This is a genomic window from Pseudomonas koreensis, assembly GCF_036668835.1.
GTDB classification, from domain to species: Bacteria; Pseudomonadota; Gammaproteobacteria; order Pseudomonadales; family Pseudomonadaceae; genus Aquipseudomonas; species Aquipseudomonas koreensis_I.
This window is the reverse complement of the sequence record NZ_JAZEVW010000001.1, coordinates 20,645-43,864: the sequence shown is the minus strand read 5'-3', so window position 1 is coordinate 43,864 and position 23,220 is coordinate 20,645. Positions and strand designations below refer to the sequence as shown.

Genomic DNA, 23,220 nt, shown 5'->3' with positions numbered 1-23,220 from the left:
CCGGTTTCCCGAACAAAGCGCGCTTTCGTGTTCGGCTCTCCGAAAAAGACTACGACCGCTGTCGAGCCCGTCGGCTGGTCGATTTTCGATTTTCTGCTAAAGAAATTCGGCCAAGGGCCGATGGGTGTTCAAGGAATCTGAAATCTGGGGATACACATGTCACTGACGGTCGGCTTTGCAAATCCGGGTGCTGTCACCATCGGCGGGAAAACCGCAGCAACGATCAACACGTTGAACGAGGCGGGTAAAGACGCTTCTGCCGAAGCTCTGGGCGTTGAAAAAGACCAAAGCAATCAGGTCAGGACCGGCGGCGCTGCGCCAGAAGAAAGCAAAGCCGAGAGCAGCAGCAACCTCAGTACCACCGTGAAAATGCTGCTCAAGCGCATGCAGGAATTGCAAAAGCAGCTTCAGGAGCAGCAACAGCAGTTGGCCGCCGCCCAAGCCAGAAGCTACCCGACGCCGGAGGCGAAGTCGCAGGCGGTCATGTCGATTCAGGGGCAGATCGCGCAAACCAGCGCCGCAATGACGGAGGTCGCTGCTGCACTGGTCAAGGAAATGTCCAAGGGTTCAACCAGCGGCAATGTGGTGAACACCACGGTCTGACGCAGAAGGGGCGCATCGGGAGATTCGCCCTACAACAAATGACGATTTCTGATTGTTGACAAATGTCGGCGGGATTCGCATAGTTCGGTCTACGCAAACGTTTGCGTCGCTTGCCTCCGGTGCTGTCGCCCCGTTTGCAAGCGATGTAGCTTACGCCAGCGCAAGCGTTGCTCACAATAATCATAAGATCGGAGTGAACCCATGAAGCTGCCATTCGCTGGACGTCTTCTTGCTGTCGCTATGCTGGCTGCCACAGCCGCCGCGCTACCTGTCTCTTCGGCGTTCGCCGAATCCGCTGCAAAACCCAAAGTCGCCCTGGTCATGAAATCGCTGGCCAACGAATTCTTCCTGACCATGGAAGATGGCGCCAAGGCCTACCAGAAAGAACATTCCGCAGATTTCGACCTGATCTCCAACGGCATCAAGGACGAGACCGATACCGCAGGCCAGACAAAGATTGTCGAGCAGATGATCCTCGCCAAAGTCGACGCACTGGTTATCGCACCCTCGGACTCCAAAGCCATGGTGCCGGTGATCAAGAAGGCCGTCGACGCGGGCATCACCGTGATCAACATCGACAATCAGCTTGATCCGGCAATCGTCAAAAGCAAAAACATCAGCGTCCCTTTCGTAGGACCCGACAACCGTAAAGGTGCGCGACTGGTTGGTGAGTATCTGGCCAAGCAGCTCAAGGCCGGTGACGAAGTCGGCATCATTGAAGGTGTGTCCACGACCACCAATGCCCAGCAACGTACTGCTGGCTTCAAGGATGCGATGGAGGCTGCACAGATCAAGATCGTTTCCCTGCAATCCGGTGATTGGGAAATCGACAAGGGCAACAAGGTTGCCGCTTCGATTCTCAGTGAATACCCGGATGTCAAAGCGTTGCTGACCGGCAACGACAGCATGGCAGTCGGCGCCGTTTCCGCCGTCCGTGCTGCCGGCAAGGCGGGTCAGGTGAAGGTCGTCGGTTACGACAACATCAATGCGATCAAGCCGATGCTCAAGGACGGTCGCGTGCTGGCCACGGCTGACCAGTTCGCCGCCAAACAGGCGGTGTTCGGCATCGAGACCGCGCTGAAGATCATCAAGGGCGAGAAAGTCGACAGCGGTGCCAATGGTGTGATCGAAACACCGGTCGAGCTCGTCACTCAGTAAGCTTCTGGCGACACAATGGCGCTCGTCCGTCCGGACGAGCGCACGGAGAGTTTTCTATGTCAGTTTCCGCCCCGAACGCTGTCCTCTCGGTCAGCGGTATCGGTAAGACCTATGCGCAACCGGTGCTGACCGGCATCGACCTGACGCTGATGCGCGGTGAAGTGCTGGCGCTGACCGGTGAGAATGGCGCCGGCAAAAGCACTCTGTCGAAGATCATCGGCGGGCTCGTTACGCCGACCACCGGCCAGATGCAATTCCACGGCAAGGACTATCGCCCGGGCAGTCGCACCCAGGCCGAAGACCTCGGTGTGCGTATGGTCATGCAAGAGCTCAATCTGTTGCCGACCCTGTCGGTGGCGGAAAACCTGTTTCTCGACAACTTGCCGAGCAATGGCGGTTGGATCAGCCGCAAGCAACTGCGCAAAGCCGCTATTGAGGCGATGGCGCAAGTCGGTCTCGACGCGATTGATCCGGACACTTTGGTCGGCGAGCTGGGTATCGGCCATCAGCAAATGGTCGAAATCGCCCGCAACCTGATCGGCGATTGCCATGTACTGATTCTCGACGAGCCGACCGCGATGCTCACGGCGCGTGAAGTCGAAATGCTCTTCGAGCAGATCACCCGATTGCAGGCGCGCGGCGTCTCGATCATCTACATTTCCCACCGTCTCGAAGAACTCGCCCGCGTCGCGCAGCGCATTGCCGTGTTGCGTGACGGCAATCTGGTTTGCGTCGAACCGATGGCCAATTACAACAGCGAGCAACTGGTCACGCTGATGGTTGGTCGCGAACTGGGCGAGCATATCGATATGGGCCCGCGCAAGATCGGCGCCCCTGCCCTGACGATCAAAGGCCTTACCCGCGCCGACAAAGTCCGCGATGTTTCGTTCGAAGTGCGTGCCGGGGAAATCTTCGGAATTTCCGGATTGATCGGGGCAGGGCGTACAGAACTGCTGCGACTGATCTTTGGTGCGGACGCGGCCGACAGCGGCACCATCGCCCTTGGCTCGCCAGCGAAGGCTGTCAATGTGCGCTCGCCGGTCGATGCCGTGCGGCATGGCATTGCGCTGATTACCGAAGATCGTAAAGGCGAGGGTCTGCTGCTCAGTCAGTCGATCAGCGCCAATATCGCGCTGGGCAACATGCCAGAAATCTCCAGTGGCGGTTTCGTCAACAATAGCGATGAAATTTCCCTCGCACAGCGTCAGATCGACGCCATGCGCATCCGCAGCTCGAGCCCGACGCAACTGGTTTCTGAATTATCCGGGGGCAATCAGCAAAAGGTTGTCATCGGCCGCTGGCTGGAGCGTGATTGTTCGGTGTTGCTGTTCGACGAGCCGACCCGTGGGATCGACGTCGGCGCCAAGTTCGACATTTATGCCTTGCTCGGCGAGCTGACGCGCCAAGGCAAAGCGCTGGTGGTGGTATCCAGTGATCTGCGCGAACTGATGCTGATCTGCGACCGCATCGGCGTGTTGTCGGCGGGGCGTCTGATCGATACGTTCGAGCGCGACAGCTGGACCCAGGATGATTTGCTTGCCGCCGCTTTCGCCGGCTACCAAAAACGTGATGCGTTGCTCAATGAAGCGGCGCCTAGGGATCTCCCATGAAAACTGCATCTCCTGCCGGCAAACGTAGTGGCAACTTCTATGGCCTGGGCACCTATCTGGGTCTGGCCGGTGCCTTGCTGGCGATGATTGCGCTGTTCTCGGTCTTGAGCAGCCACTTTCTGTCCTATAACACCTTCAGTACGCTGGCCAACCAGATCCCGGATCTGATGGTGCTGGCGGTCGGCATGACGTTCGTATTGATCATCGGCGGCATCGACCTCTCGGTCGGTTCGGTGCTGGCACTGGCGGCTTCGACCGTCAGCGTGGCGATTCTGGGCTGGGGCTGGGGTGTGTTGCCGTCGGCGTTGCTCGGCATGGCGGTAGCGGCACTCGCTGGCACCGTCACCGGTTCCATCACGGTGGCCTGGCGCATTCCTTCCTTTATCGTGTCGCTCGGTGTGCTGGAAATGGCTCGTGGTCTGGCGTATCAGATGACCGGCTCGCGCACTGCCTACATAGGTGATTCGTTTGCGTGGCTGTCGAACCCGATCGCGTTCGGTATTTCGCCGTCGTTCATCATTGCCTTGCTGGTGATTTTCATCGCGCAGGCCGTGCTGACGCGCACCGTATTCGGTCGCTACCTGATCGGCATCGGCACCAACGAAGAGGCGGTACGGCTCGCCGGGATCAATCCGAAGCCCTACAAGATTCTGGTATTCAGCCTGATGGGCCTGCTGGCCGGCATCGCGGCGCTGTTTCAGATTTCCCGTCTGGAAGCCGCTGACCCGAATGCCGGCTCCGGTCTGGAGCTGCAGGTGATCGCCGCGGTGGTGATCGGCGGCACCAGCCTGATGGGCGGCCGCGGTTCGGTAATCAGTACGTTCTTCGGCGTGTTGATCATTTCGGTACTGGCGGCGGGTCTCGCGCAGATCGGCGCGACCGAGCCGACCAAGCGCATCATCACCGGCGCCGTCATCGTGATCGCGGTGGTGCTTGATACCTACCGCAGTCAGCGCGCCAGTCGGCGGGGCTAAGACATGGCAACGATCAAGGATGTGGCAGCGCTGGCCGGCATTTCCTACACGACCGTGTCGCATGTGGTGAACAACACCCGGCCGGTCAGCAAGGAAGTGCGCTTGAAAGTCGAGGCGGCGATCAAGAGCCTCGATTATGTGCCGAGCGCGGTGGCGCGTTCGCTGAAAGCCAAGACCACGGCAACCATTGGCCTGCTGGTACCGAACAGTCTCAACCCGTACTTCGCCGAGCTGGCGCGTGGAATTGAGGATTACTGCGAGCGTAACGGCTACTGCGTGATCCTTTGCAACTCCGACGACAATCCCGACAAGCAGCGCAGCTATTTGCGTGTATTGCTGGAAAAACGCATCGACGGTCTGATCTTCGCGTCTGCCGGCGGTGACAGCGCCCTGGCGCAGGGGCTGGCCGGGGTGAAAACGCCCATGGTCATCGTCGATCGCGGGCTTGAGGGCGTCGACGCTGATCTGGTGCGTATCGATCATGAATACGGCGCATACCTCGCAACCCGTCATCTGCTGGAATTGGGGCATCGCGACATCGCCACCATCGGCGGCCCGGCGAGCACCAGTGTTGCGCAGATGCGTCAGGCCGGATATTGCCGCGCGTTGGCAGAGGCGGGTATCGCGGTGCGGCAGGAGCGCATGCTGGAAAGTGACTTCACCAGTACAGGCGGTTACAACGCCGCGGCGAAGCTGCTGGAAAACAATCCGCCGAGCGCGATTTTTGCCGGTAACGACATGATCGGCATCGGTGTGTTGCGCGCGGCAGCAGAACGCAACGTGCGGGTGCCTGGCGAGCTGTCGGTAATCGGCTTCGACGACATTCAGATGAGCCGTTACGTGTACCCGGCGTTGACCACGGTGGGGCAATCGATCCTGCAGCTCGGTGAAATGGCGGCCGAGGTGCTGCTGCGCAGGATCGCCACGCCGAATCTGGGCACCGATCAACGCATCGTTACCCCGAGTATTGTCTTGCGCGAATCCACCGCACCGCTGTCCGGCGTGTTCACCGAATACCGCTGAAACCGAATTGATGAGTAATGATGTATGCCCGCAAATGTAGTGGTAATAGGCAGCCTGAACATGGATCTGGTGACCCGCGCGCCTCGGCTGCCGGTCGGCGGTGAAACCCTGATCGGTCATTCGTTTGCCACGGTGTCCGGTGGCAAGGGTGCCAATCAGGCGGTGGCTGCTGCACGGCTCGGCGCGCAGGTGGCGATGGTCGGCTGTGTCGGCAACGACGATTACGGTGTGCAGTTGCGCGATGCGCTGCTGGCCGAGCAGATCGACTGCCAGGCCGTGAGTAGCGTTGACGGTTCCAGCGGGGTGGCGCTGATTGTGGTGGATGACAACAGCCAGAACGCCATTGTCATCGTCGCCGGTGCCAACGGTGCAATGACGCCAACCGTGATCGATCGGTTTGACGCGATACTGCATGCGGCAGACGTGATCATCTGCCAGCTGGAAATTCCTGACGCCACGGTGGGGCATGCGCTCAAGCGTGCGCGGGCCCTCGGCAAGATCGTCATTCTCAATCCAGCGCCAGCCAGTCGTCCGCTGCCGGCGGACTGGTTTGCGGCGATTGATTATCTGATTCCGAACGAGAGCGAGGCGGCCGCACTGAGCGGCATGCCGGTGGACTCGCTGCAGACCGCAGAAAGTGCGGCCACTCGGTTGATCGCCATGGGTGCTGGCAAGGTCATCGTGACCCTGGGGGCGCACGGTTCGCTGTTTGCCAATGGCCAGAGCTTCGAGCATTTCCCCGCGCCGAAAGTGCAGGCTGTCGATACCACGGCGGCGGGGGACACGTTTGTCGGCGGTTTCGCCGCGGCCCTGGCCAGTGGGCAATCCGAAGCTTCAGCCATTCGCTACGGGCAGATTGCCGCCGCGCTGTCGGTCACCCGCGCGGGTGCGCAGCCGTCCATTCCCACCATTTCCGACGTACAGGCTTTTGAACCCGCATGAAAAAAACTCCTTTGCTCAACGTCGCCTTGTCGCGACTGATCGCGTCTTTGGGCCATGGCGACATGGTAGTGATTGGCGACGCCGGTTTGCCCGTCCCGCCGGGTGTCGAGCTGATCGACCTGGCGCTGACTCACGGCGTGCCGGATTTCATCAGCACGCTCAACGTGGTGCTCAGCGAGATGCAGGTGGAAAGCCATGCAATCGCCAAAGAAATCTTCGATAAACAACCGAGCGCCTTGAGTGCGCTCGAAGCGTTGAACGAAGAGGGGGCTCTGGGCCGGCGCGATCTGCTCGGCCACGAGCAATTCAAGGTACTCAGCCGACAGGCGCGGGCGATTGTTCGTACGGGCGAATGCCAGCCGTACTGCAACATCGTGCTGGTCGCGGGAGTTACGTTCTGATTTTTCGATTTCATCTGCACAAGGAATGCGCCATGCAACGCTATGCTCAGAAACTGCACCAACTGCTCCGGAGTCTTCTGCTTTTGTCCGTCATCACTGCCACCGGCGCCCAGGCGGCGGAGAAAATCGACCTGATCATCGACACCGATCCCGGCGCTGACGACGTGGTTGCCTTGCTGTTCGCACTGGCCTCGCCGGACGAGCTGAATATCCGCGCGCTGACCACCGTGGCCGGCAACGTGCGTCTGGACAAAACCTCGCGTAACGCCCGACTGGCTCGCGAATGGGCTGGGCGCGAAGATGTACCGGTGTACGCCGGTGCGCCGAAGCCGCTGATGCGCACGCCGATCTATGCCGAAAACATCCATGGCAAGGAAGGTCTGTCAGGTGTCACCGTGCACGAGCCGAAAAAGGGTCTGGCTGAAGGCAGCGCGGTCAACTATCTGATCGACACCTTGAAAAAGGCCAAGCCGCACAGCATCACCATCGCCATGCTCGGACCGCAGACCAACCTGGCGCTGGCGTTGATCCAGGAGCCGGAGATTGTTCAGGGCATCAAGGAAGTGGTAATCATGGGCGGCGCGCATTTCAATGGCGGCAACATCACGCCTGTGGCCGAATTCAACCTGTTCGCCGACCCGCAAGCGGCGGAAGTGGTGCTCAAAAGCGGGGTGAAGCTGACTTATCTGCCGCTGGACGTGACGCACAAGATCCTCACCAGCGATGCCCGCCTGAAGCAGATTGCCGCGCTCAATAACAATGCGAGCAAGATTGTCGGCAACATCCTCAATGAATACATCAAAGGCGATATGGAGCACTACGGCATTTCGGGTGGCCCGGTGCATGACGCCACTGTTGTTGCGTATCTGCTTAAACCGGAGCTGTTCACTGGTCGCGCGGTCAACGTCGTGGTCGACAGTCGTGAAGGTCCGACGTTTGGTCAGACCATTGTCGATTGGTACGACGGCCTGAAGGCGCCAAAGAATGCATTCTGGGTCGAGAATGGCGATGCCCAGGGGTTCTTTGATTTGCTGACCGAGCGTCTCAAGCGCTTGAAATAAACGACCCGCCCGCAGGTGCCAGCCTGCGGGTTTTTTTATCCTTTCCCGGTCAGTTCCTGCGCCGTTATCTCGACCGGGTAGCGCTCGAAAACCTGCTTGATGAATTGCTGCGCCGCTTCGGTGCCCAGAGCCTTGACCAGCAGATCAATGCCAATCAACGCAAGCTCCTCGGCGGTGCCCGGGCTGTAAGAACTGTGTCCGTCTGCCCATTTGGCTTTGATGTCGGCGTCGATGCTGATGGTGTTCATGGGGCGCTCGGAGAGTGGGAAGGTCTGTACGTCGAGTTAACCATTTTGTCGCGCGCTTGGCACTGCGACTTAGGCATGAGCGGGGCGCTATGCGACACTTGGTCTTTTTCAGCGATCCAGGGACCATGCTGTGCAGATTGATTTGAACACACCTGATGGCCTCAACCTTGAAGCTGTGCGCCAGTTATTGGCCTCGGCCAGTGATGACGTGCACGTGCAACTACGTGTGACCAAGGGCGGCATCGCCTATTTGTCGACGGTTACGGGTGGGCAGGATATCGACGGTCTGCTGTTTCGCCTCGAAACGTGGGCGAAGGGGTCGGGTTATGTGGGCAATGTGGCGGCCAGTGATGAGGTCTGGGTCATGCAGATCTACAACGCGCTCAAGGACAACTGGCCGAATCCGCCTTTCGACTACATCGACGTCTACTGAGCGCCATTAATACTCAGTCACGATTGCGGGCTGAGAACGTTGGTGCGCTCAGGCACACTCGGCATTTTTCCGATTGTGCGGCCGGGTGACGGCTTGGCTGGTGAAACCAAACGCCTGATTGGCGGTCGCACGATCTCAGCTTAACCATTTTGAAATCAAGGAGGCTTCATGCCTTTGAAGTTCGCGACACTGGGTGCACTTATCGCCGCTGCGCTGTTGGCCGGTTGCAGCACGAGCTCCAGCGAGTCGGCAAAGGAAAGCGTGGCGACCGAGACCGGTCACAGCCGCTGTGAAGCATCGGCGGCGCAGTTCACCGTCGGCAAGAAGGCTTCGCCGGAACTCTTGGAACAGGCGCGCGCCAAGGCCGGTGCGCAAAATGCGCGATTCCTCAAACCGACCGACATGATCACCCTGGAATATCGTTCCGATCGCCTGAATCTGAACACTGACAACAATCTGGTGGTCACCCGCGTCAACTGCGGCTGATCGCACCGCTTTTGTTGCAGGCATAAAAAACCCCGTCACATGGACGGGGTTTTTTTAGTGCGCCGGGAAATTACTCTGGGCGAACTTGTGCAGCTTGCATACCCTTTTGGCCTTTCTCAGCCACGAAAGAGACGGTCTGGCCTTCTTTCAGGCTTTTGAAACCGTCGGATTCGATAGCTTTGAAGTGTACGAACAGGTCGTCACCGCCACCTTGAGGAGTGATGAAGCCGAAGCCTTTTTCATCGTTGAACCATTTAACGGTGCCGGTTTGGCGATTAGACATGGTGTATCTCCAAGAAACATATATTTTCAGTAGTACTGTGCTGCTCAGGCCAACTGGGCACACCCGGGTATCATAGTCGAAATGTTCGCTTTGGGAGCCCCCCGGACGTGCTGTTTGCCAATCAGTCGTGTTTTCTTTACCACCTGTTTCTGCTGAAAGCCCCGGTTTGAAAGGCTTGCAGCGAAACGTAAAGACGATAAAAAAACCTGTAAAACCTGCATAAATCGTCTGAAAAGCTTCATTTCCAGCACTTTTTTCCAGCTTTTAGCCGATCAAAATGCCCGGTTTTCTCACTTTTTCGCTGGGGGATTTGCCTTGCATTTGGCGATCTGGCCGAGGGCTTTCTGTTGCAGTTCAGGGGTCGCCTTGTTGTCCATCAATGCCTGAATGTCGCTGGCAGGGTAGGACTTGATGGCATCGGCGCCGCAGGCGCAATGAGATTTGGCTGCGGCAGCGCCAATTTGCTGCGTTGCCGCCTGGGTGCACTGCGCCATATATTTTTCACGCTCGCCCTTCGGCCAGTCGGCGTGAGCGCTCAGCGGCAGCAATAGAGCAAGAGGGGCGACGACGGCGAATAAGGTGTTCAGACGCATACGAGGATGCTCCTTGTGGGTCAATGTCTTGTTATCTGAGGGCTGAAGTGCCGATCTAGTTCAGCACTCTGGCATAAATACGGACGGTTTGCCTTCTGCCAAATCAGCACGTAAGCGACCGCTCATCTGTGCTAGGATGCCGCTCTCATGCGTTTTCAGGTGTCGGATGACCTTCAGTCCCGGTCGCGGTCAGCGTACGAATATTCTGATTTGAATCCCAGTCACTCTGGTTCGGTTTTCCGGTTGGCCGCAAGGCTCCTGCCGCTGTAAGGCAGGCGTTCGTCATTGAATGGCCTGGACCGGATCTTGTACTGGCTCATCCCAACCCACGTGACCTTTGGTAGGGGTCACCACTAGGAGAGGAGGCGCCATGCCAACTATTACTCTTCCCGACGGCAGTCAACGTTCATTCGATCACCCGGTTTCCGTAGCCGAGGTCGCCGCATCGATTGGTGCCGGTCTGGCCAAAGCCACCCTGGCCGGCAAGGTCAATGGGCAACTGGTAGACGCCAGCGACATCATCAGCAGCGACGCGACCCTGCAAATCATCACGCCAAAGGATGAAGAGGGGCTGGAGATCATTCGCCACTCTTGCGCACACCTGGTTGGCCACGCGGTCAAGCAGCTGTACCCGACTGCCAAAATGGTTATCGGGCCGGTCATCGACGAAGGCTTCTATTACGACATCGCCTTCGAGCGTCCTTTTACTCCGGACGATATGGCCGCCATCGAACAGCGCATGCAACAGCTGATCGAGAAAGATTACGACGTGATCAAGAAAGTCACTCCGCGCGCCGAAGTGATCGAAGTGTTCAAGGCCCGCGGCGAAGACTACAAGCTGCGCCTGGTCGAGGACATGCCGAACGAGCAGGCCATGGGCCTGTACTATCACGAAGAATACGTCGACATGTGCCGCGGTCCGCACGTGCCGAACACGCGTTTTCTGAAATCCTTCAAGCTGACCAAGCTGTCCGGCGCCTACTGGCGCGGCGACGCCAAGAACGAGCAGCTGCAGCGCGTTTACGGCACTGCGTGGGCCGACAAGAAGCAACTGGCGGCCTACATTCAGCGCATCGAAGAAGCTGAAAAGCGCGATCACCGCAAGATCGGCAAGCGTCTGGGCCTGTTCCACACCCAGGAAGAAGCGCCGGGCATGGTCTTCTGGCACCCGAACGGCTGGACTCTGTACCAGGTGCTTGAGCAGTACATGCGCAAGGTGCAGCGCGACAACGGTTATCTCGAGATCAAAACGCCGCAAGTGGTTGACCGCAGCCTGTGGGAGAAATCCGGGCATTGGGCCAACTACGCTGACAACATGTTCACCACTGAGTCGGAAAGCCGCGACTACGCGATCAAGCCGATGAACTGCCCGTGCCACGTGCAGGTGTTCAATCAGGGCCTGAAAAGCTACCGCGAGCTGCCGATGCGTCTGGCCGAGTTCGGTGCCTGCCACCGCAACGAGCCATCGGGCGCGCTGCACGGCATCATGCGTGTGCGTGCGTTCACTCAGGATGACGCCCACATTTTCTGCACCGAAGAGCAGATGCAGGCCGAGTCCGCCGCGTTCATCAAGCTGACCATGGACGTTTATCGTGACTTCGGCTTCAGCGATGTCGAGATGAAGCTGTCCACTCGTCCGGAAAAACGCGTCGGTTCCGACGAGCTGTGGGATCGCGCTGAGGCCGCACTGGCTGCAGCCCTTGATTCTGCGGGCCTGCCGTACGACCTGCAGCCGGGCGAGGGTGCGTTCTACGGTCCGAAGATCGAATTCTCGCTAAAAGATTGCCTCGGTCGCGTCTGGCAATGTGGTACCTTGCAGCTCGATTTTAACCTGCCTGTCCGTTTGGGCGCTGAATACGTCTCCGAAGACAACAGCCGCAAACACCCGGTGATGCTGCACCGCGCGATCCTCGGTTCCTTCGAGCGTTTCGTCGGGATTCTGATCGAGCACTACGAAGGTGCGTTCCCTGCCTGGCTGGCGCCAACGCAGGCGGTGATCATGAATATCACTGATAAACAGGCAGATTTTGTTGCAGAGGTTGAAAAAACTCTCAACGAAAGCGGATTTCGTGCCAAGTCCGACTTGAGAAATGAAAAGATCGGCTTTAAAATCCGCGAGCATACTTTGCTCAAGGTTCCCTATCTTTTGGTTATCGGAGATAAGGAAGTCGAGATGCAGACTGTCGCTGTGCGTACTCGTGAAGGTGCTGACCTGGGCTCGATGCCCGTCGCCCGGTTCGCTGAGTTTCTCGCGCAAGCGGTTTCCCGGCGTGGTCGCCCAGATTCGGAGTAATTATTATTAAGCGTGAAATGAGACAAGATAAACGAGCTGCACCGAAAGCCCCGATCAACGAGAATATCTCGGCACGCGAGGTTCGGTTAATTGGCGCTGATGGCGAGCAGATTGGCATCGTCTCGATTGATGAAGCGCTTCGTATCGCTGAAGAAGCAAAGCTTGATCTGGTGGAAATCTCCGCAGACGCAGTCCCGCCGGTTTGCCGTGTGATGGACTACGGCAAGTCGATCTTCGAAAAGAAGAAGCAGATTGCCGCGGCGAAGAAGAACCAGAAGCAGATTCAGGTTAAAGAAATCAAGTTTCGTCCAGGGACGGAGGAAGGGGATTACCAGGTAAAACTGCGCAACCTGGTACGTTTCCTGAGTGACGGGGACAGGGCCAAGGTATCCTTGCGATTCCGCGGCCGTGAGATGGCCCACCAGGAGCTGGGGATGGAACTCCTCAAGCGGGTTGAACAAGACCTGCTCGAGTACGGTTCGGTCGAACAGCATCCTAAGATGGAAGGACGCCAGCTGATCATGGTCATCGCCCCGAAAAAGAAGAAGTAATCAACAGGGCACGGCAGGCCTTCTGATTATGTTTATCAACTGAATGCGGAGTATCCGAACATGCCAAAAATGAAAACCAAAAGTGGTGCTGCCAAGCGGTTTCTGAAAACTGCTAACGGCATCAAGCACAAGCACGCTTTCAAGAGCCACATCCTGACTAAAATGTCGACCAAGCGTAAGCGTCAACTGCGCGGTAGCAGCTTGCTGCATCCGTCTGACGTGGCAAAAGTCGAGCGCATGCTGCGCCTTCGTTAATTTAGTCAAGAATAGAGGAAGTAACTCATGGCTCGTGTAAAGCGTGGCGTCATTGCCCGTAAGCGTCACAAAAAAATTCTGAAACTTGCTAAAGGCTACTACGGCGCACGCTCCCGCGTATTCCGTGTTGCCAAGCAAGCGGTAATCAAGGCAGGCCAGTACGCCTACCGTGACCGTCGTCAGAAAAAACGTCAGTTCCGCGCTCTGTGGATCGCTCGTATCAACGCTGGTGCTCGTGTTAACGGTCTGTCCTACAGCCGTTTCATCGCTGGCCTGAAAAAAGCGTCCATCGAGATCGACCGTAAGGTTCTGGCTGATCTGGCAGTGAACGAAAAAGCGGCGTTTGCTGCGATTGTCGAGAAAGCTAAAGCCACCTTGGCTTAAGTACCCCCGACAGTCACCTGGCCTCACCTTTGTGGGGTCAGGTGTTAAACGTCATAAATAGGGGAAGAGCCTTCAAGCTCTTCCCCTATTTTGTATCTGGAGTCTGTACATGGAAAACCTGGATGCGCTGGTCGCTCAAGCACTAGAGGCTGTGCAAAGCGCTGAAGATATCAATGCCCTGGAGCAAATCCGGGTTCAATACCTTGGCAAAAAGGGCGAATTGACTCAGGTGATGAAGACCCTGGGCAATCTGCCGGCAGAAGAGCGTCCGCAAGTCGGCGCCCTGATCAACGTTGCCAAGGAGCGTGTCACAGGCGTTCTCAATGCGCGCATGGCTCTGTTTGAAGAAGCCGAACTGGCTGCCAAACTGTCCGCCGAATCCATCGACGTGACATTGCCGGGCCGTGGCCAGACCTCCGGTGGTCTGCATCCGGTGACCCGCACGCTGGAGCGTGTCGAGCAGTTCTTCACCCGCATTGGCTACGGCATCGCCGAAGGCCCCGAGGTTGAAGACGATTATCACAACTTCGAAGCGCTCAACATCCCAGGCCACCACCCGGCCCGGTCGATGCATGACACCTTCTATTTCAATGCCAACATGTTGTTGCGCACCCATACCTCGCCGGTACAGGTCCGCACCATGGAATCGAAGCAACCGCCGATCCGCATCGTCTGTCCGGGCCGTGTGTATCGCAGCGACTCCGATATCACCCACTCGCCGATGTTCCATCAGGTCGAAGGCCTGCTGGTCGATCGCGACATCAATTTTGCCGATCTCAAAGGCACCATCGAAGAATTCCTGCGGGTGTTCTTCGAGAAAGAGCTGGCCGTACGTTTCCGTCCTTCGTACTTCCCGTTCACCGAGCCATCCGCTGAAGTCGACATGGAATGCGTGATGTGCAGAGGTAAAGGCTGCCGAGTCTGCAAGCAGACCGGCTGGCTGGAAGTGATGGGCTGCGGCATGGTTCACCCGAACGTGCTGCGCATGTCCGGCATCGACCCGGAAGAGTTCTCCGGCTTTGCTTTCGGCATGGGCGTCGAACGTCTGGCCATGCTCCGTTACGGCGTGAACGACTTGCGTCTGTTCTTCGACAACGACTTGCGGTTCCTCGCGCAATTTCGCTAGTCGTAACGAATTTTTAGGAGAGCAGGATGAAATTCAGTGAACAATGGCTGCGTGGCTGGGTTAGCCCGCAGGTAGATCGCGACGAGCTGGTTGCCCGTCTGTCGATGGCCGGTCTGGAGGTCGACAGCGTGACCCCGGCCGCCGGTGTATTCAGCGGTGTGGTGGTGGGTGAGGTGCTGAGCACCGAGCAGCACCCTGACGCCGACAAATTACGCGTGTGCCAGGTCAGCAATGGCGCGGAAACCTTCCAGGTCGTGTGCGGTGCACCGAATGTGCGTCCGGGCCTGAAGATTCCGTTCGCCATGATCGGCGCGGAGCTGCCGGGTGATTTCAAGATCAAGAAAGCCAAGCTGCGCGGCGTCGAGTCCAACGGCATGCTGTGCTCGCAAGCCGAGCTGCAGATTGGCGAAGGCAACGACGGTCTGATGGAGCTGCCGGCCGATGCGCCGGTGGGCGAAGATTTTCGGGTTTATCTGAATCTGGAAGACGCGAGCATCGAGGTCGACCTGACCCCGAACCGTGGCGACTGCCTGTCGCTGGCCGGTCTGGCCCGTGAAGTCGGCGCGCTGTACACCGCGCAGGTAACCCGTCCGGTGGTGACCGCCGTGCCTGCCGCACATGACGAAGTCCGCTCGGTCGAAGTACTGGCGCCCGCCGCATGCCCGCGTTATCTGGGTCGTGTGATCCGTAACGTTGATTTGTCGAAACCGACGCCGCTGTGGATGGTTGAACGTCTGCGTCGCGCCGACGTGCGCAGCATCGACGCTGCCGTCGACATCACCAACTACGTGATGCTTGAGCTGGGGCAGCCGCTGCACGCGTTCGATCTCGCCGAAATCAATGGCGGTATCCGCGTGCGCATGGCGGAAGAAGGCGAGAAGCTCGTGCTGCTCGACGGTCAGGAAGTCAGCCTGCGTAGCGATACGCTGGTGATCGCTGACCATAGCCGTGCGCTGGCTATTGCCGGTGTCATGGGCGGTGAGCACAGCGGTGTGTCCTCGACTACGCGCGACGTTTTCCTGGAAAGTGCTTTCTTCGACCAGATCGCTGTCGCGGGCAAAGCTCGTTCGTATGGCCTGCACACTGATGCCTCGCACCGCTACGAGCGTGGCGTTGACTGGCAACTGGCCCGTGAAGCCATGGAGCGCGCCACTGGCCTGCTGCTGGACATCACCGGTGGCGAAGCCGGCCCGATCATCGAGACCGTCAGCGAGCAACACCTGCCGTCGATCGCGCCGATCACCCTGCGTTCCCAGCGCATCACGCAAATGCTGGGCATGGAAATGGATTCGGCTCAGGTCGAAAGCCTGCTCAGCGGGTTGGGTCTGAAGATTACCGCCGATGGGGCAGGGCAGTGGCGCGTTGAAGTGCCAAGCCATCGCTTCGACATCAGCCTGGAAGTCGATCTGATCGAAGAACTGGCACGTCTTTACGGTTACAACCGTCTGCCGGTTCGTTACCCGCAAGCGCGTCTGGCGCCACAAGCCAAGGCAGAAGCACGTAGCGATCTGCCGGAGCTGCGTCGTCTGCTGGTCGCTCGTGGTTACCAGGAAGCGATCACTTACAGCTTCATCGATCCGCGTCAGTTCGAACTGTTCAGTCCGGGCGTTGAGCCACTGTTGCTGGCCAATCCGATTTCCAATGACATGGCTGCCATGCGTTCGTCGCTGTGGCCGGGTCTGGTCAAGGCACTGCAGCACAACCTCAATCGTCAACAGGATCGCGTGCGTCTGTTCGAAAGCGGTCTGCGTTTCGTCGGCCAGCTCGACGGCCTGAAGCAAGAGCCGATGCTGTCGGGCGTGGTTTGCGGCAGCCGCCTGCCGGAAGGCTGGGCGCAAGGTCGCGATACCGTGGACTTCTTCGACGTCAAGGCTGACGTGGAAGCGGTGCTGGGCTTCGCCGGTGCGCTGGATTCGTTCACCTTTGCACCGGGCAAACACCCGGCGCTGCACCCGGGCCAAACCGCGCGCATCGAACGCGAAGGCCGTGAGGTCGGTTTCATCGGTGCAATTCACCCAGAATTGTCGAAAGCGCTGGGCCTGGATCGTCCGGTCTTCGTTTTCGAGCTGATTCTGGCTGAAGTGGCACTCGGTAAAATGCCGAAATTCCACGAGTTGTCGCGCTTTCCTGAAGTGCGTCGTGACCTTGCACTGATCGCGCACAAAGACGTCGCAGCCTCGGCTGTACTGGACGTAATCCGTGCAAATGCAGGCGAATGGCTCACAGATCTCAGGCTGTTTGACGTGTATCAGGGTAAAGGCATTGATCCTGATAGAAAAAGCCTCGCCGTTGGCTTGACCTGGCAGCATCCATCGCGCACTCTTAATGACGATGAGGTGAATTCGACGACGCAAAATATCCTCACCTCGCTCGAACAAAGGTTGAACGCCACGTTAAGGAAGTGACGTATGGGGGCTTTGACGAAAGCTGAGATGGCGGAACGTCTGTATGAAGAGCTGGGCCTGAACAAGCGGGAAGCCAAGGAATTGGTAGAACTGTTTTTCGAGGAAATCAGGCACGCTCTTGAAGACAACGAGCAGGTCAAATTGTCCGGTTTCGGCAATTTCGACCTTCGGGACAAACGCCAGCGGCCTGGCCGCAACCCGAAAACGGGGGAAGAAATCCCGATCACGGCTCGCCGTGTGGTCACCTTTCGTCCAGGGCAGAAGTTGAAGGCCCGAGTTGAGGCTTATGCTGGAACCAAGTCATAACGACGAACTACCCGTCATCCCGGGCAAACGCTACTTCACCATTGGTGAAGTCAGCGAGCTGTGTGCCGTAAAGCCACACGTGCTGCGCTACTGGGAGCAGGAGTTTCCTCAGCTCAACCCCGTCAAACGGCGCGGAAACCGCCGGTATTATCAGCGCCAGGACGTGCTGATGATCCGGCAGATCCGGGCGCTCCTTTACGATCAGGGTTTCACCATCGGCGGCGCACGCCTGCGCCTGTCCGGCGACGAAGCCAAAGACGACACCACCCAGTACAAGCAGATGATCCGGCAGATGATTGCCGAGCTCGAAGACGTGCTGGTAGTGCTCAAGAAATAAAAAGCAGCGTATGAATACTTCCAGTTTTCAAACGCTTGCGCTATATTCTTGAGCGTTCTTCGAAGCGAAGAACGAGATGCAACATCAGTCGGGGCGTAGCGCAGTCCGGTAGCGCACTAGCATGGGGTGCTAGGGGTCGAGTGTTCGAATCACTCCGTCCCGACCATATTTTTCAATGACTTAGCCGAACTCTAGCCAGTTCGGCTTTTTCATGGGCGGGGACTTTTGCGGGGCATGCTGTTTTTTTCTTGGAATGGTCAGCGCCGGCCCGCGTGGGTCGTGCTTAGAGTTTCCGTGAAGTAATGCTCTATGCCGTGCATGGCGGTAGGAGGCTCGCTTTCGCCTCACTGCTATGACGCGGCCGTGTTCATTGGCGCAGCCTCTGGTATATTCGCTGCGCCGAAGGACACATTGGATGCGCAGGTATGAAGGATAGCAATAGGCTTGAATCTTTAACGTTCTTTAGGTTTATCGCTGCGGCGTCTGTCGTGATATTTCACTATGGAAGAGAGACCCAGTTTTACAAAATGCTTCCTACCGTTCTTGCTGCTGGTTCAATCGCAGTAACGTTCTTTTTTGTTCTTTCGGGATTTGTTATTGCATTATCATCTATCAAGAAAGATTTTTCTGTTGGAAGTTTCTATCTTGATCGACTTGCCAGAATTTTGCCGGTGTATCTTATAGCGTTGGTTTTAACTCTAGCGCTGATAGGTGTTGTGGGGAAAGAAGTTGATTTGACTTTATCTGTTTTAATGTTGCAATCATGGTTTAGTCCATATCCATTGTCGCTGAACATGCCAGCGTGGTCTGTGTCCGTTGAGATGGCTTTCTATTTGCTTGCACCAGCGTTAATCGTGTTGGCGAGAAAAGGGGTGGGCTCGCCAGTAGTGTGGATCGCTGTGTCGTGCGTTTTTTGGCTGGCGACACAGTTTGTGTTGTCCTCGATCAACATGTCTGATTTCGCAACAGTCAACCCATCACGTGCGGTAGATATTGTTTACTATTTCCCACCTGCGCATTTTTGCAGCTTCGTACTTGGTTTTTCCGGAGGCTACGCGTATTCCAGGCTCAAAGCTGGTGGTGCTTATGAGCAGGCAAAGAATATCGTTTTATTTATTCTGTCAATTCTTGTTATCTACGCATTGTCAAGAACTGGCAGAATGATCAATGATTTTTTTGGGGAGAAGTTCGCATATGGATCAAGTTTCTATGCGGTAGTCTTTTTATTTTTTATTTATAGTTGTGCAGTTTGCAATCGGGCTATACCTGGATTCATGAAAGGCAAGATATCGACGTTGCTTGGGGATGCAAGTTACGCGCTTTATATCATGCAGATGCCAATGTATCTTTTGCTTTCCAGGTTTTATCCATCGTCTGCTACGGGATACGAACTCCAGTTTTGGACTTACTTTGCAATACTCGTTGCGGTTTCGGTGTCGCTTCACATTTTGGTCGAGAAGCCCATCGTAAAAGCCGTGAAAAAAAGACGCCTGGAAGCGAATGAGAAAATAGTGGTTGCCGCTTAGCGAGGTTAACTCCCGCTCGTCGAGCGAATCGCACTCCTTGGCGTGGGATCTTCTCTCAGTAGTAAGCGCAGACCTGCGCCAATGACGGGAGAGAATGATGATTGACGACAACAACGGCCCTGAAGCTCCATATCCGGGACCAAGCGAGCAAACGCCGGACTCTGGCGCGGGCCATGATTCTGGCCTGGAACAGGCTGTCTCTGAGCCAAAGCAGGGTGCGGACGAGCGACCAGAGGACTGGAATCCGCCACCCGGGAATCCTGGTTCCGATCAGGATGCCCAGACGGGGCGGGAGAACGGCGGCGCGAAACAGGCACCATGACCTTTTACCATTACAAGACCCGGCCACCGTGCCGGGTTTTTTGTTGCCGTCGACTGATGAACAAGTTCTGAAAAAGACGAACTCGCCACCCTGCGTTTCTTTCGAAAGCCGGAGCGCCAGCGCTGGATACTTCGATCCAGGCGCGGGCGGTCCGCACGTTCACTCCACGATACAGATCCAGCGATGGTTGTATCGGTAAGGTGCGCGGGTGAAATGGATGTCTGAAACTCTATTCATGCCTCGTTCTTGAAGCGCTTCAGTCAGTTTTGCGAGTGTCTCTGCCTGGATAGTCATTACTGTCACCTCGTCAGATTTACTGCATTCATAATTCTTGACCGAAGGATCAGGTGGCTAATTCATTTTTTCTAAGTTAATGATTGAGGTCGCGAAAATATCTTTGCGCCACTCCAAGGCAGTCGTAAAACCTCATCGGGAGCGACGCTAGCTTTCAGCCATTAGCACATCCGACCTAATTGCCCCTGTCCCGGCTCGACTTTAAAGTCCTATCGCCTGACAGCTTGCTGTCAAATATTCCGGCATAAAAATCAAAAAGGTCGATCTGCAATGAACTCATCAAGGACTGTCCCGGTTCTGGTTTTACTCGCAACATTCGCGCTCGCGGTCTCTGGATGCCAGACCGTCAAACCGGCAGAAAGTGATCTGAAGGATCGAGCGCAGACTACCATTGGCAAACCCGTTACCAAGGTTTCAAACATCCGCAACGACTTCAATACAACCTACTACACCGCTCAAACCGATGGGGGTGAGTACAAGTGCGAACTTCCGAGCGGCCCGATGGTTGCGCTGGGTTCCATGGGAATGGGGTTGGGCGCTCAGTGCACCAAGCAATAACACACCGGTTTCTTCGGCACTGAAATGAAAAGGCCAATGTCGATGACATTGGCCTTTTCATTTATGGAGCCCGAGCACAGACCGGACGGTCTGTGAGTTGTCCATTGGATATTACTGCGTGGGCTTTTTCTCCAGGTCTTTGGAGTCGCTGGACGTGGCGGCATCCTTCTGCGTCTCATGAGGCTCCGCCCCCGCGTTTGCGCCTGACGACTCTTCGCCTTTCTTGTTCGCCTTCTCATCATGGTCGCGGGAGCTTTCTGCATGATTGACACCGGGCAGGGCGGTGGCGGGGGTGGCGGCGCCCGCTGTCGTTTCTGCTGCCGATGCGTGAAGGGGGCCGATCAGAAACAGACTAACGAACGATAAGGCGGCGATTATCCTGTTCATTGCAAGAGCCTTCTGCGCGACGGGATGTATCGTTTTGGATAAGCCAGCCCGCCAAAGGTGCGAGGTACTGGACGAGCGGCAGAGCTCGGGATGTACTCGGGTTAAGGATTAGTCACCGCAAGAAGGCAAATTGCTGGCCCCCAGACTTGATCTGCCCCGGCAAAATCGCCTTTTTTCAAAAGGTTAGGTCGGCTAAATGCGGACGATTGTTATCACCGTTGCGACGCTTTCCCTGGCTTTGATCGTCTCGGGCGTACAGGCAAAAGAGCTGAGCAAGGGCCACCGCTTTGCCTGCACGTGGGGCTCGGACATTGCTGCCGGCGCGCAGCGGTCAAAACTGTCTGGAGTTTCGCTGTATGGGGCACGCAAACAATTGCAGGTTCGGCGGTTCCAGCAGCCCTGGATGCGCATGACCGCGATGGGCATTACCGAGCAAACCTATAACAGCAGTTCGAAGTTAAACCCCGCGGCGGTCAAGCAGACCTATTACGAACAGTGCGTACGTCACGAACTGGCACGGCGCTGATGCCGGTGAGCATAGGTTGAACAGCTCAGGAGTCGCGAGAGCCCTTGGCCACTGCCGGCCCGGCAACCCGCGGTGACGGTTTGGTCTGCATCAACGCATCCAGTGCCTTGCGATAGCCCTGGCCCCCGAGCGCCATGCTGTTGTTGTGCGTCGCACCGGGTACCAGCAGCAGGCGTTTGGGCTGCTCAGCGGCATTGAACAATTGCTCGCTGAAGCGCGGCGGTACGAAGGCATCAGCCTGGCCATGGACCACCAGCAGTGGCATGTGAATGTCGGCTATCTTGTCGATGGAGTCGAATTTCTGTGACAACAGCCAGCGCACGGGTAGCGAGGTATTGGCGACGGCGGCAGCTACGTCGGCCAGCGACGTGAACGTCGACTCAATGACCAGGCCGCGCACGGGTAAGGGGGCGTGGTTGCGAGCAGCGTGCTGCCCAAGTTCAGCGGCCAGATCAATCGCTACCGCGCCGCCGAGAGAGTGACCGTAAATCAGGCGCTTGTTCGGGTCCGGTTGCAGCAGTTGGAAGCGCTCCCATGCAACGCGAGCATCTTCATAAACACTGCGTTCCGACGGTAGATCACCTTTGCTCTGGCCAAAGCCACGGTAATCGATGGCCAGCACCGAATAGCCCGCCGCGCGCAACTGTTCGATGCGGAACAACTGCCCGGTGAGGTTCCAGCGCACGCCGTGCAGATAAAGAATCGCCGGCGCATCGGCTTTCTCCGCCGGCCACCACCAGGCATGAATGTTTTGTCCGGCCTTGAAGCTTTTCGGTTGCAGGGTGAGTTCCTGCACGCTGCCGGGCAAGCCGCGATACCAGCCAGCGTTGCCCGGTTCGATGCGAAACAGCAGGGTGCGCTCGGTGTGTTCGAGCACGGCACAACTGGTCGGCACACCGATGATCAACGCGGCCATGCAGACGAATGCCAGGCGGCGGCGGCGCAGTCGCGTCATGAAGGACCGGAACATTAAACGTTTCACCTGAGCGCAGACAAAGAACGCCTTTTACCAGATGCCTCGGTCTGCGCGTAATTTTTTCGACCGCTGTCCGGCGGCATTGATTACAAAATGCTGCGAGGCTCAACTCACCTGCAGCACGATCTTGCCGATATGGTCACCTGCCTCCATGTGAGCGTGTGCCTCCGCTGCCTCGGTCAGTGGGTAGACCTCGTCGATCATCGGCAGACAGCGTCCGGCAGCCAGCGCTGGCCAGACGTGTTCGTGCAGTTGTGCAGCTATCTCGGCTTTTTCTGCCGCGGTGCGAGCGCGCAGCAGCGAACCGGTGACCACCGCGCGTTTGCCGAGAATGGCCAGCAAATCAATGTCATTGGCTCGGGCACCACCAAGAAAACCGAGCATGACCAGCCGGCCGTCCATTGCCAGTGCGCTGACATTACTGTTGAAGTACGAGCCGCCCATGATGTCGAGAATGACGTTGACCCCGTGATTGTCGGTCTTCTCGGCGATCACTGCGGCGAAATCTGCATCGCGATAATTGATCGCCTCGCCACCCAACGCACGGATCGCTGCGCATTTATCGGCGCTGCCAGCCGTGGCAAAGGCTTCGATGGCGAACTCGCGGCACAGCATCAGCGCGGTAGTGCCGATGCCGCTGGTGCCACCGTGAATCAGCACGCGCTGGCCGCGACTCGCGCCGCCGAGGCCGAACAGGTTAGCCCAGACGGTGAAGAAGGTTTCCGGAATGGCGGCAGCATGCACCCAATCGAGCCCGGCGGGGATCGGCAAAGTCTGGCCGGCTGGAACCGCACAATATTCGGCATAGCCGCCGCCATTGGTCAACGCGCAGACTCGGTCACCAACAGCGAATTGCTTGACACCTTCTCCGAGCACGACGACTTCGCCGGCGACTTCCAGCCCTGGGATCGGGTTCATGCCGGGCTTCATCGGGTACTTGCCGGCACGCTGCAACGCGTCCGGGCGATTGATGCCGGCAGCGTGCACGCGAATCAGTACTTCGCCGGCGGCAGCGACCGGCAGCGGTACGCGCTTGGACCGCAAGACTTCGGGCCCGCCGGGCTCGGTGATTTCGATACGGGTCATTTCATTGGGCAGGGACATGTCGACTCCTGTAGGCGTACGTTCAGTAATGGGAGCTTGCCGGGCGGGCAATGAT

27 protein-coding genes and 1 tRNA gene are annotated in these 23,220 nt (G+C 57.5%); 22 read left to right on the top strand and 6 right to left on the bottom strand.

Annotated elements, in window-relative coordinates; all coding sequences use genetic code 11:
- The first annotated feature begins 156 nt into the window (after nucleotides 1–156).
- From V6F91_RS00225 to V6F91_RS00190, 8 genes are all read left to right on the top strand, one after another.
- Complete coding sequence (locus V6F91_RS00225) at nucleotides 157–603, top strand: hypothetical protein (RefSeq protein WP_332761462.1); 447 nt, start codon at nucleotides 157–159, stop codon at nucleotides 601–603.
- A gap of 201 nt (nucleotides 604–804) precedes the next feature.
- Nucleotides 805–1,761 (top strand): sugar ABC transporter substrate-binding protein, encoded by a 957-nt coding sequence (locus V6F91_RS00220; protein WP_332761461.1) that lies wholly within the window; start codon nucleotides 805–807, stop codon nucleotides 1,759–1,761.
- A 56-nt stretch (nucleotides 1,762–1,817) separates the two neighbouring features.
- On the top strand, nucleotides 1,818–3,371 hold the full coding sequence (locus V6F91_RS00215; RefSeq protein ID WP_332761459.1) for a sugar ABC transporter ATP-binding protein: 1,554 nt from the start codon (nucleotides 1,818–1,820) through the stop codon (nucleotides 3,369–3,371).
- Nucleotides 3,368–4,345: an ABC transporter permease gene (locus tag V6F91_RS00210; protein ID WP_123448673.1), complete on the top strand. Its 978-nt coding sequence runs from the start codon at nucleotides 3,368–3,370 to the stop codon at nucleotides 4,343–4,345. The genes V6F91_RS00215 and V6F91_RS00210 overlap by 4 nt, the downstream gene beginning before the upstream one ends.
- Nucleotides 4,346–4,348: 3 nt before the next feature.
- Nucleotides 4,349–5,368, top strand: a complete 1,020-nt coding sequence (locus tag V6F91_RS00205; protein ID WP_332761456.1) for a LacI family DNA-binding transcriptional regulator — start codon at nucleotides 4,349–4,351, stop codon at nucleotides 5,366–5,368.
- A gap of 24 nt (nucleotides 5,369–5,392) precedes the next feature.
- On the top strand, nucleotides 5,393–6,310 hold the full coding sequence (gene rbsK / locus V6F91_RS00200) for a ribokinase (protein WP_332761455.1): 918 nt from the start codon (nucleotides 5,393–5,395) through the stop codon (nucleotides 6,308–6,310).
- The gene (gene rbsD, locus V6F91_RS00195) at nucleotides 6,307–6,711 is read left to right on the top strand and encodes a D-ribose pyranase (protein ID WP_332761453.1); all 405 of its coding nucleotides are present in this window, start codon (nucleotides 6,307–6,309) and stop codon (nucleotides 6,709–6,711) included. The genes rbsK and rbsD overlap by 4 nt, the downstream gene beginning before the upstream one ends.
- Before the next feature lie 32 nt (nucleotides 6,712–6,743).
- Entirely contained in the window at nucleotides 6,744–7,772 is a 1,029-nt protein-coding gene (locus tag V6F91_RS00190) for a nucleoside hydrolase (RefSeq protein WP_332761452.1), read from the top strand.
- A 35-nt stretch (nucleotides 7,773–7,807) separates the two neighbouring features.
- Here the strand turns inward: V6F91_RS00190 and V6F91_RS00185 are convergent, their stop codons facing one another.
- Complete coding sequence (locus tag V6F91_RS00185) at nucleotides 7,808–8,020, bottom strand: hypothetical protein (RefSeq protein WP_332761451.1); 213 nt, start codon at nucleotides 8,018–8,020, stop codon at nucleotides 7,808–7,810.
- A gap of 130 nt (nucleotides 8,021–8,150) precedes the next feature.
- Between V6F91_RS00185 and V6F91_RS00180 the strand changes: the two genes are divergently transcribed.
- Together V6F91_RS00180 and V6F91_RS00175 are read left to right on the top strand one after the other, a co-directional pair.
- Nucleotides 8,151–8,453 carry a hypothetical protein gene (locus tag V6F91_RS00180; protein WP_332761450.1) on the top strand — a complete coding sequence of 101 codons (303 nt, stop codon included), beginning with the start codon at nucleotides 8,151–8,153 and terminating at the stop codon, nucleotides 8,451–8,453.
- A 168-nt stretch (nucleotides 8,454–8,621) separates the two neighbouring features.
- Entirely contained in the window at nucleotides 8,622–8,939 is a 318-nt protein-coding gene (locus V6F91_RS00175) for an I78 family peptidase inhibitor (protein WP_332761449.1), read from the top strand.
- Between the two features lie 70 nt (nucleotides 8,940–9,009).
- Here the strand turns inward: V6F91_RS00175 and V6F91_RS00170 are convergent, their stop codons facing one another.
- A complete protein-coding gene (locus V6F91_RS00170; protein WP_003179963.1) occupies nucleotides 9,010–9,222 on the bottom strand; it encodes a cold-shock protein in 213 nt (70 codons plus the stop codon).
- 290 nt (nucleotides 9,223–9,512) lie between these two features.
- The gene (locus V6F91_RS00165; protein ID WP_090282680.1) at nucleotides 9,513–9,815 is read right to left on the bottom strand and encodes a hypothetical protein; all 303 of its coding nucleotides are present in this window, start codon (nucleotides 9,813–9,815) and stop codon (nucleotides 9,513–9,515) included.
- Nucleotides 9,816–10,185: 370 nt separating this feature from the next.
- On the opposite strand from V6F91_RS00165, the gene thrS reads away from it, so the two are divergent.
- From thrS to V6F91_RS00110, 11 genes are all read left to right on the top strand, one after another.
- Nucleotides 10,186–12,108 carry a threonine--tRNA ligase gene (gene thrS / locus V6F91_RS00160; protein ID WP_332761447.1) on the top strand — a complete coding sequence of 641 codons (1,923 nt, stop codon included), beginning with the start codon at nucleotides 10,186–10,188 and terminating at the stop codon, nucleotides 12,106–12,108.
- Nucleotides 12,108–12,659: a translation initiation factor IF-3 gene (infC, locus tag V6F91_RS00155; RefSeq protein WP_169432615.1), complete on the top strand. Its 552-nt coding sequence runs from the start codon at nucleotides 12,108–12,110 to the stop codon at nucleotides 12,657–12,659. Before thrS ends, infC begins: the two co-directional genes overlap by 1 nt.
- Before the next feature lie 60 nt (nucleotides 12,660–12,719).
- Nucleotides 12,720–12,914 carry a 50S ribosomal protein L35 gene (gene rpmI / locus V6F91_RS00150; RefSeq protein ID WP_002553160.1) on the top strand — a complete coding sequence of 65 codons (195 nt, stop codon included), beginning with the start codon at nucleotides 12,720–12,722 and terminating at the stop codon, nucleotides 12,912–12,914.
- Between the two features lie 27 nt (nucleotides 12,915–12,941).
- The gene (rplT, locus tag V6F91_RS00145) at nucleotides 12,942–13,298 is read left to right on the top strand and encodes a 50S ribosomal protein L20 (protein ID WP_002553161.1); all 357 of its coding nucleotides are present in this window, start codon (nucleotides 12,942–12,944) and stop codon (nucleotides 13,296–13,298) included.
- 109 nt (nucleotides 13,299–13,407) lie between these two features.
- Nucleotides 13,408–14,424, top strand: coding sequence for a phenylalanine--tRNA ligase subunit alpha (gene pheS, locus V6F91_RS00140; protein ID WP_332761445.1), 1,017 nt, complete (start codon nucleotides 13,408–13,410; stop codon nucleotides 14,422–14,424).
- 26 nt (nucleotides 14,425–14,450) lie between these two features.
- Complete coding sequence (gene pheT, locus V6F91_RS00135; protein ID WP_332761444.1) at nucleotides 14,451–16,829, top strand: phenylalanine--tRNA ligase subunit beta; 2,379 nt, start codon at nucleotides 14,451–14,453, stop codon at nucleotides 16,827–16,829.
- A gap of 3 nt (nucleotides 16,830–16,832) precedes the next feature.
- Entirely contained in the window at nucleotides 16,833–17,135 is a 303-nt protein-coding gene (gene ihfA / locus V6F91_RS00130) for an integration host factor subunit alpha (RefSeq protein ID WP_002553164.1), read from the top strand.
- Nucleotides 17,116–17,472 carry a MerR family transcriptional regulator gene (locus V6F91_RS00125; RefSeq protein WP_003179985.1) on the top strand — a complete coding sequence of 119 codons (357 nt, stop codon included), beginning with the start codon at nucleotides 17,116–17,118 and terminating at the stop codon, nucleotides 17,470–17,472. The genes ihfA and V6F91_RS00125 overlap by 20 nt, the downstream gene beginning before the upstream one ends.
- An 89-nt stretch (nucleotides 17,473–17,561) precedes the next feature.
- A tRNA-Pro gene (locus V6F91_RS00120) sits at nucleotides 17,562–17,638 on the top strand.
- Between the two features lie 259 nt (nucleotides 17,639–17,897).
- Complete coding sequence (locus tag V6F91_RS00115) at nucleotides 17,898–18,998, top strand: acyltransferase (protein WP_332761443.1); 1,101 nt, start codon at nucleotides 17,898–17,900, stop codon at nucleotides 18,996–18,998.
- A gap of 886 nt (nucleotides 18,999–19,884) precedes the next feature.
- Complete coding sequence (locus tag V6F91_RS00110) at nucleotides 19,885–20,172, top strand: hypothetical protein (protein ID WP_332761441.1); 288 nt, start codon at nucleotides 19,885–19,887, stop codon at nucleotides 20,170–20,172.
- 111 nt (nucleotides 20,173–20,283) lie between these two features.
- Here the strand turns inward: V6F91_RS00110 and V6F91_RS00105 are convergent, their stop codons facing one another.
- On the bottom strand, nucleotides 20,284–20,559 hold the full coding sequence (locus V6F91_RS00105) for a hypothetical protein (RefSeq protein WP_332761440.1): 276 nt from the start codon (nucleotides 20,557–20,559) through the stop codon (nucleotides 20,284–20,286).
- A gap of 196 nt (nucleotides 20,560–20,755) precedes the next feature.
- Here V6F91_RS00105 and V6F91_RS00100 point away from each other — a divergent pair, with 196 nt between their 5' ends.
- The gene (locus V6F91_RS00100) at nucleotides 20,756–21,085 is read left to right on the top strand and encodes a hypothetical protein (RefSeq protein ID WP_332761438.1); all 330 of its coding nucleotides are present in this window, start codon (nucleotides 20,756–20,758) and stop codon (nucleotides 21,083–21,085) included.
- 25 nt (nucleotides 21,086–21,110) lie between these two features.
- Here V6F91_RS00100 and V6F91_RS00095 read toward each other — a convergent pair whose 3' ends face one another.
- Both V6F91_RS00095 and V6F91_RS00090 read right to left on the bottom strand, forming a co-directional pair.
- Nucleotides 21,111–22,055: an alpha/beta hydrolase gene (locus V6F91_RS00095; protein WP_332761436.1), complete on the bottom strand. Its 945-nt coding sequence runs from the start codon at nucleotides 22,053–22,055 to the stop codon at nucleotides 21,111–21,113.
- Between the two features lie 111 nt (nucleotides 22,056–22,166).
- Nucleotides 22,167–23,165, bottom strand: a complete 999-nt coding sequence (locus V6F91_RS00090) for an NAD(P)H-quinone oxidoreductase (RefSeq protein ID WP_332761434.1) — start codon at nucleotides 23,163–23,165, stop codon at nucleotides 22,167–22,169.
- Nucleotides 23,166–23,220 lie beyond the last annotated feature (55 nt).

Excerpts from the sequence above, each read along its gene's own strand:
- V6F91_RS00210 (WP_123448673.1), top strand. The coding sequence starts at position 3,368 with ATGAAAACTGCATCTCCTGCCGGCAAACGTAGTGGCAACTTCTATGGC.
- V6F91_RS00110 (WP_332761441.1), top strand. The coding sequence starts at position 19,885 with ATGAACTCATCAAGGACTGTCCCGGTTCTGGTTTTACTCGCAACATTC.
- V6F91_RS00205 (WP_332761456.1), top strand. The coding sequence starts at position 4,349 with ATGGCAACGATCAAGGATGTGGCAGCGCTGGCCGGCATTTCCTACACG.
- V6F91_RS00175 (WP_332761449.1), top strand. The coding sequence starts at position 8,622 with ATGCCTTTGAAGTTCGCGACACTGGGTGCACTTATCGCCGCTGCGCTG.
- V6F91_RS00220 (WP_332761461.1), top strand. The coding sequence starts at position 805 with ATGAAGCTGCCATTCGCTGGACGTCTTCTTGCTGTCGCTATGCTGGCT.
- thrS (WP_332761447.1), top strand. The coding sequence starts at position 10,186 with ATGCCAACTATTACTCTTCCCGACGGCAGTCAACGTTCATTCGATCAC.
- V6F91_RS00190 (WP_332761452.1), top strand. The coding sequence starts at position 6,744 with ATGCAACGCTATGCTCAGAAACTGCACCAACTGCTCCGGAGTCTTCTG.
- rplT (WP_002553161.1), top strand. The coding sequence starts at position 12,942 with ATGGCTCGTGTAAAGCGTGGCGTCATTGCCCGTAAGCGTCACAAAAAA.
- rpmI (WP_002553160.1), top strand. The coding sequence starts at position 12,720 with ATGCCAAAAATGAAAACCAAAAGTGGTGCTGCCAAGCGGTTTCTGAAA.
- V6F91_RS00115 (WP_332761443.1), top strand. The coding sequence starts at position 17,898 with ATGAAGGATAGCAATAGGCTTGAATCTTTAACGTTCTTTAGGTTTATC.
- V6F91_RS00090 (WP_332761434.1), bottom strand. The coding sequence starts at position 23,165 with ATGTCCCTGCCCAATGAAATGACCCGTATCGAAATCACCGAGCCCGGC.
- rbsK (WP_332761455.1), top strand. The coding sequence starts at position 5,393 with ATGCCCGCAAATGTAGTGGTAATAGGCAGCCTGAACATGGATCTGGTG.
- pheT (WP_332761444.1), top strand. The coding sequence starts at position 14,451 with ATGAAATTCAGTGAACAATGGCTGCGTGGCTGGGTTAGCCCGCAGGTA.
- V6F91_RS00095 (WP_332761436.1), bottom strand. The coding sequence starts at position 22,055 with ATGTTCCGGTCCTTCATGACGCGACTGCGCCGCCGCCGCCTGGCATTC.
- V6F91_RS00105 (WP_332761440.1), bottom strand. The coding sequence starts at position 20,559 with ATGAACAGGATAATCGCCGCCTTATCGTTCGTTAGTCTGTTTCTGATC.
- rbsD (WP_332761453.1), top strand. The coding sequence starts at position 6,307 with ATGAAAAAAACTCCTTTGCTCAACGTCGCCTTGTCGCGACTGATCGCG.
- pheS (WP_332761445.1), top strand. The coding sequence starts at position 13,408 with ATGGAAAACCTGGATGCGCTGGTCGCTCAAGCACTAGAGGCTGTGCAA.
- V6F91_RS00185 (WP_332761451.1), bottom strand. The coding sequence starts at position 8,020 with ATGAACACCATCAGCATCGACGCCGACATCAAAGCCAAATGGGCAGAC.
- V6F91_RS00125 (WP_003179985.1), top strand. The coding sequence starts at position 17,116 with ATGCTGGAACCAAGTCATAACGACGAACTACCCGTCATCCCGGGCAAA.
- V6F91_RS00100 (WP_332761438.1), top strand. The coding sequence starts at position 20,756 with ATGCGGACGATTGTTATCACCGTTGCGACGCTTTCCCTGGCTTTGATC.
- V6F91_RS00215 (WP_332761459.1), top strand. The coding sequence starts at position 1,818 with ATGTCAGTTTCCGCCCCGAACGCTGTCCTCTCGGTCAGCGGTATCGGT.
- V6F91_RS00170 (WP_003179963.1), bottom strand. The coding sequence starts at position 9,222 with ATGTCTAATCGCCAAACCGGCACCGTTAAATGGTTCAACGATGAAAAA.
- V6F91_RS00225 (WP_332761462.1), top strand. The coding sequence starts at position 157 with ATGTCACTGACGGTCGGCTTTGCAAATCCGGGTGCTGTCACCATCGGC.
- ihfA (WP_002553164.1), top strand. The coding sequence starts at position 16,833 with ATGGGGGCTTTGACGAAAGCTGAGATGGCGGAACGTCTGTATGAAGAG.
- V6F91_RS00165 (WP_090282680.1), bottom strand. The coding sequence starts at position 9,815 with ATGCGTCTGAACACCTTATTCGCCGTCGTCGCCCCTCTTGCTCTATTG.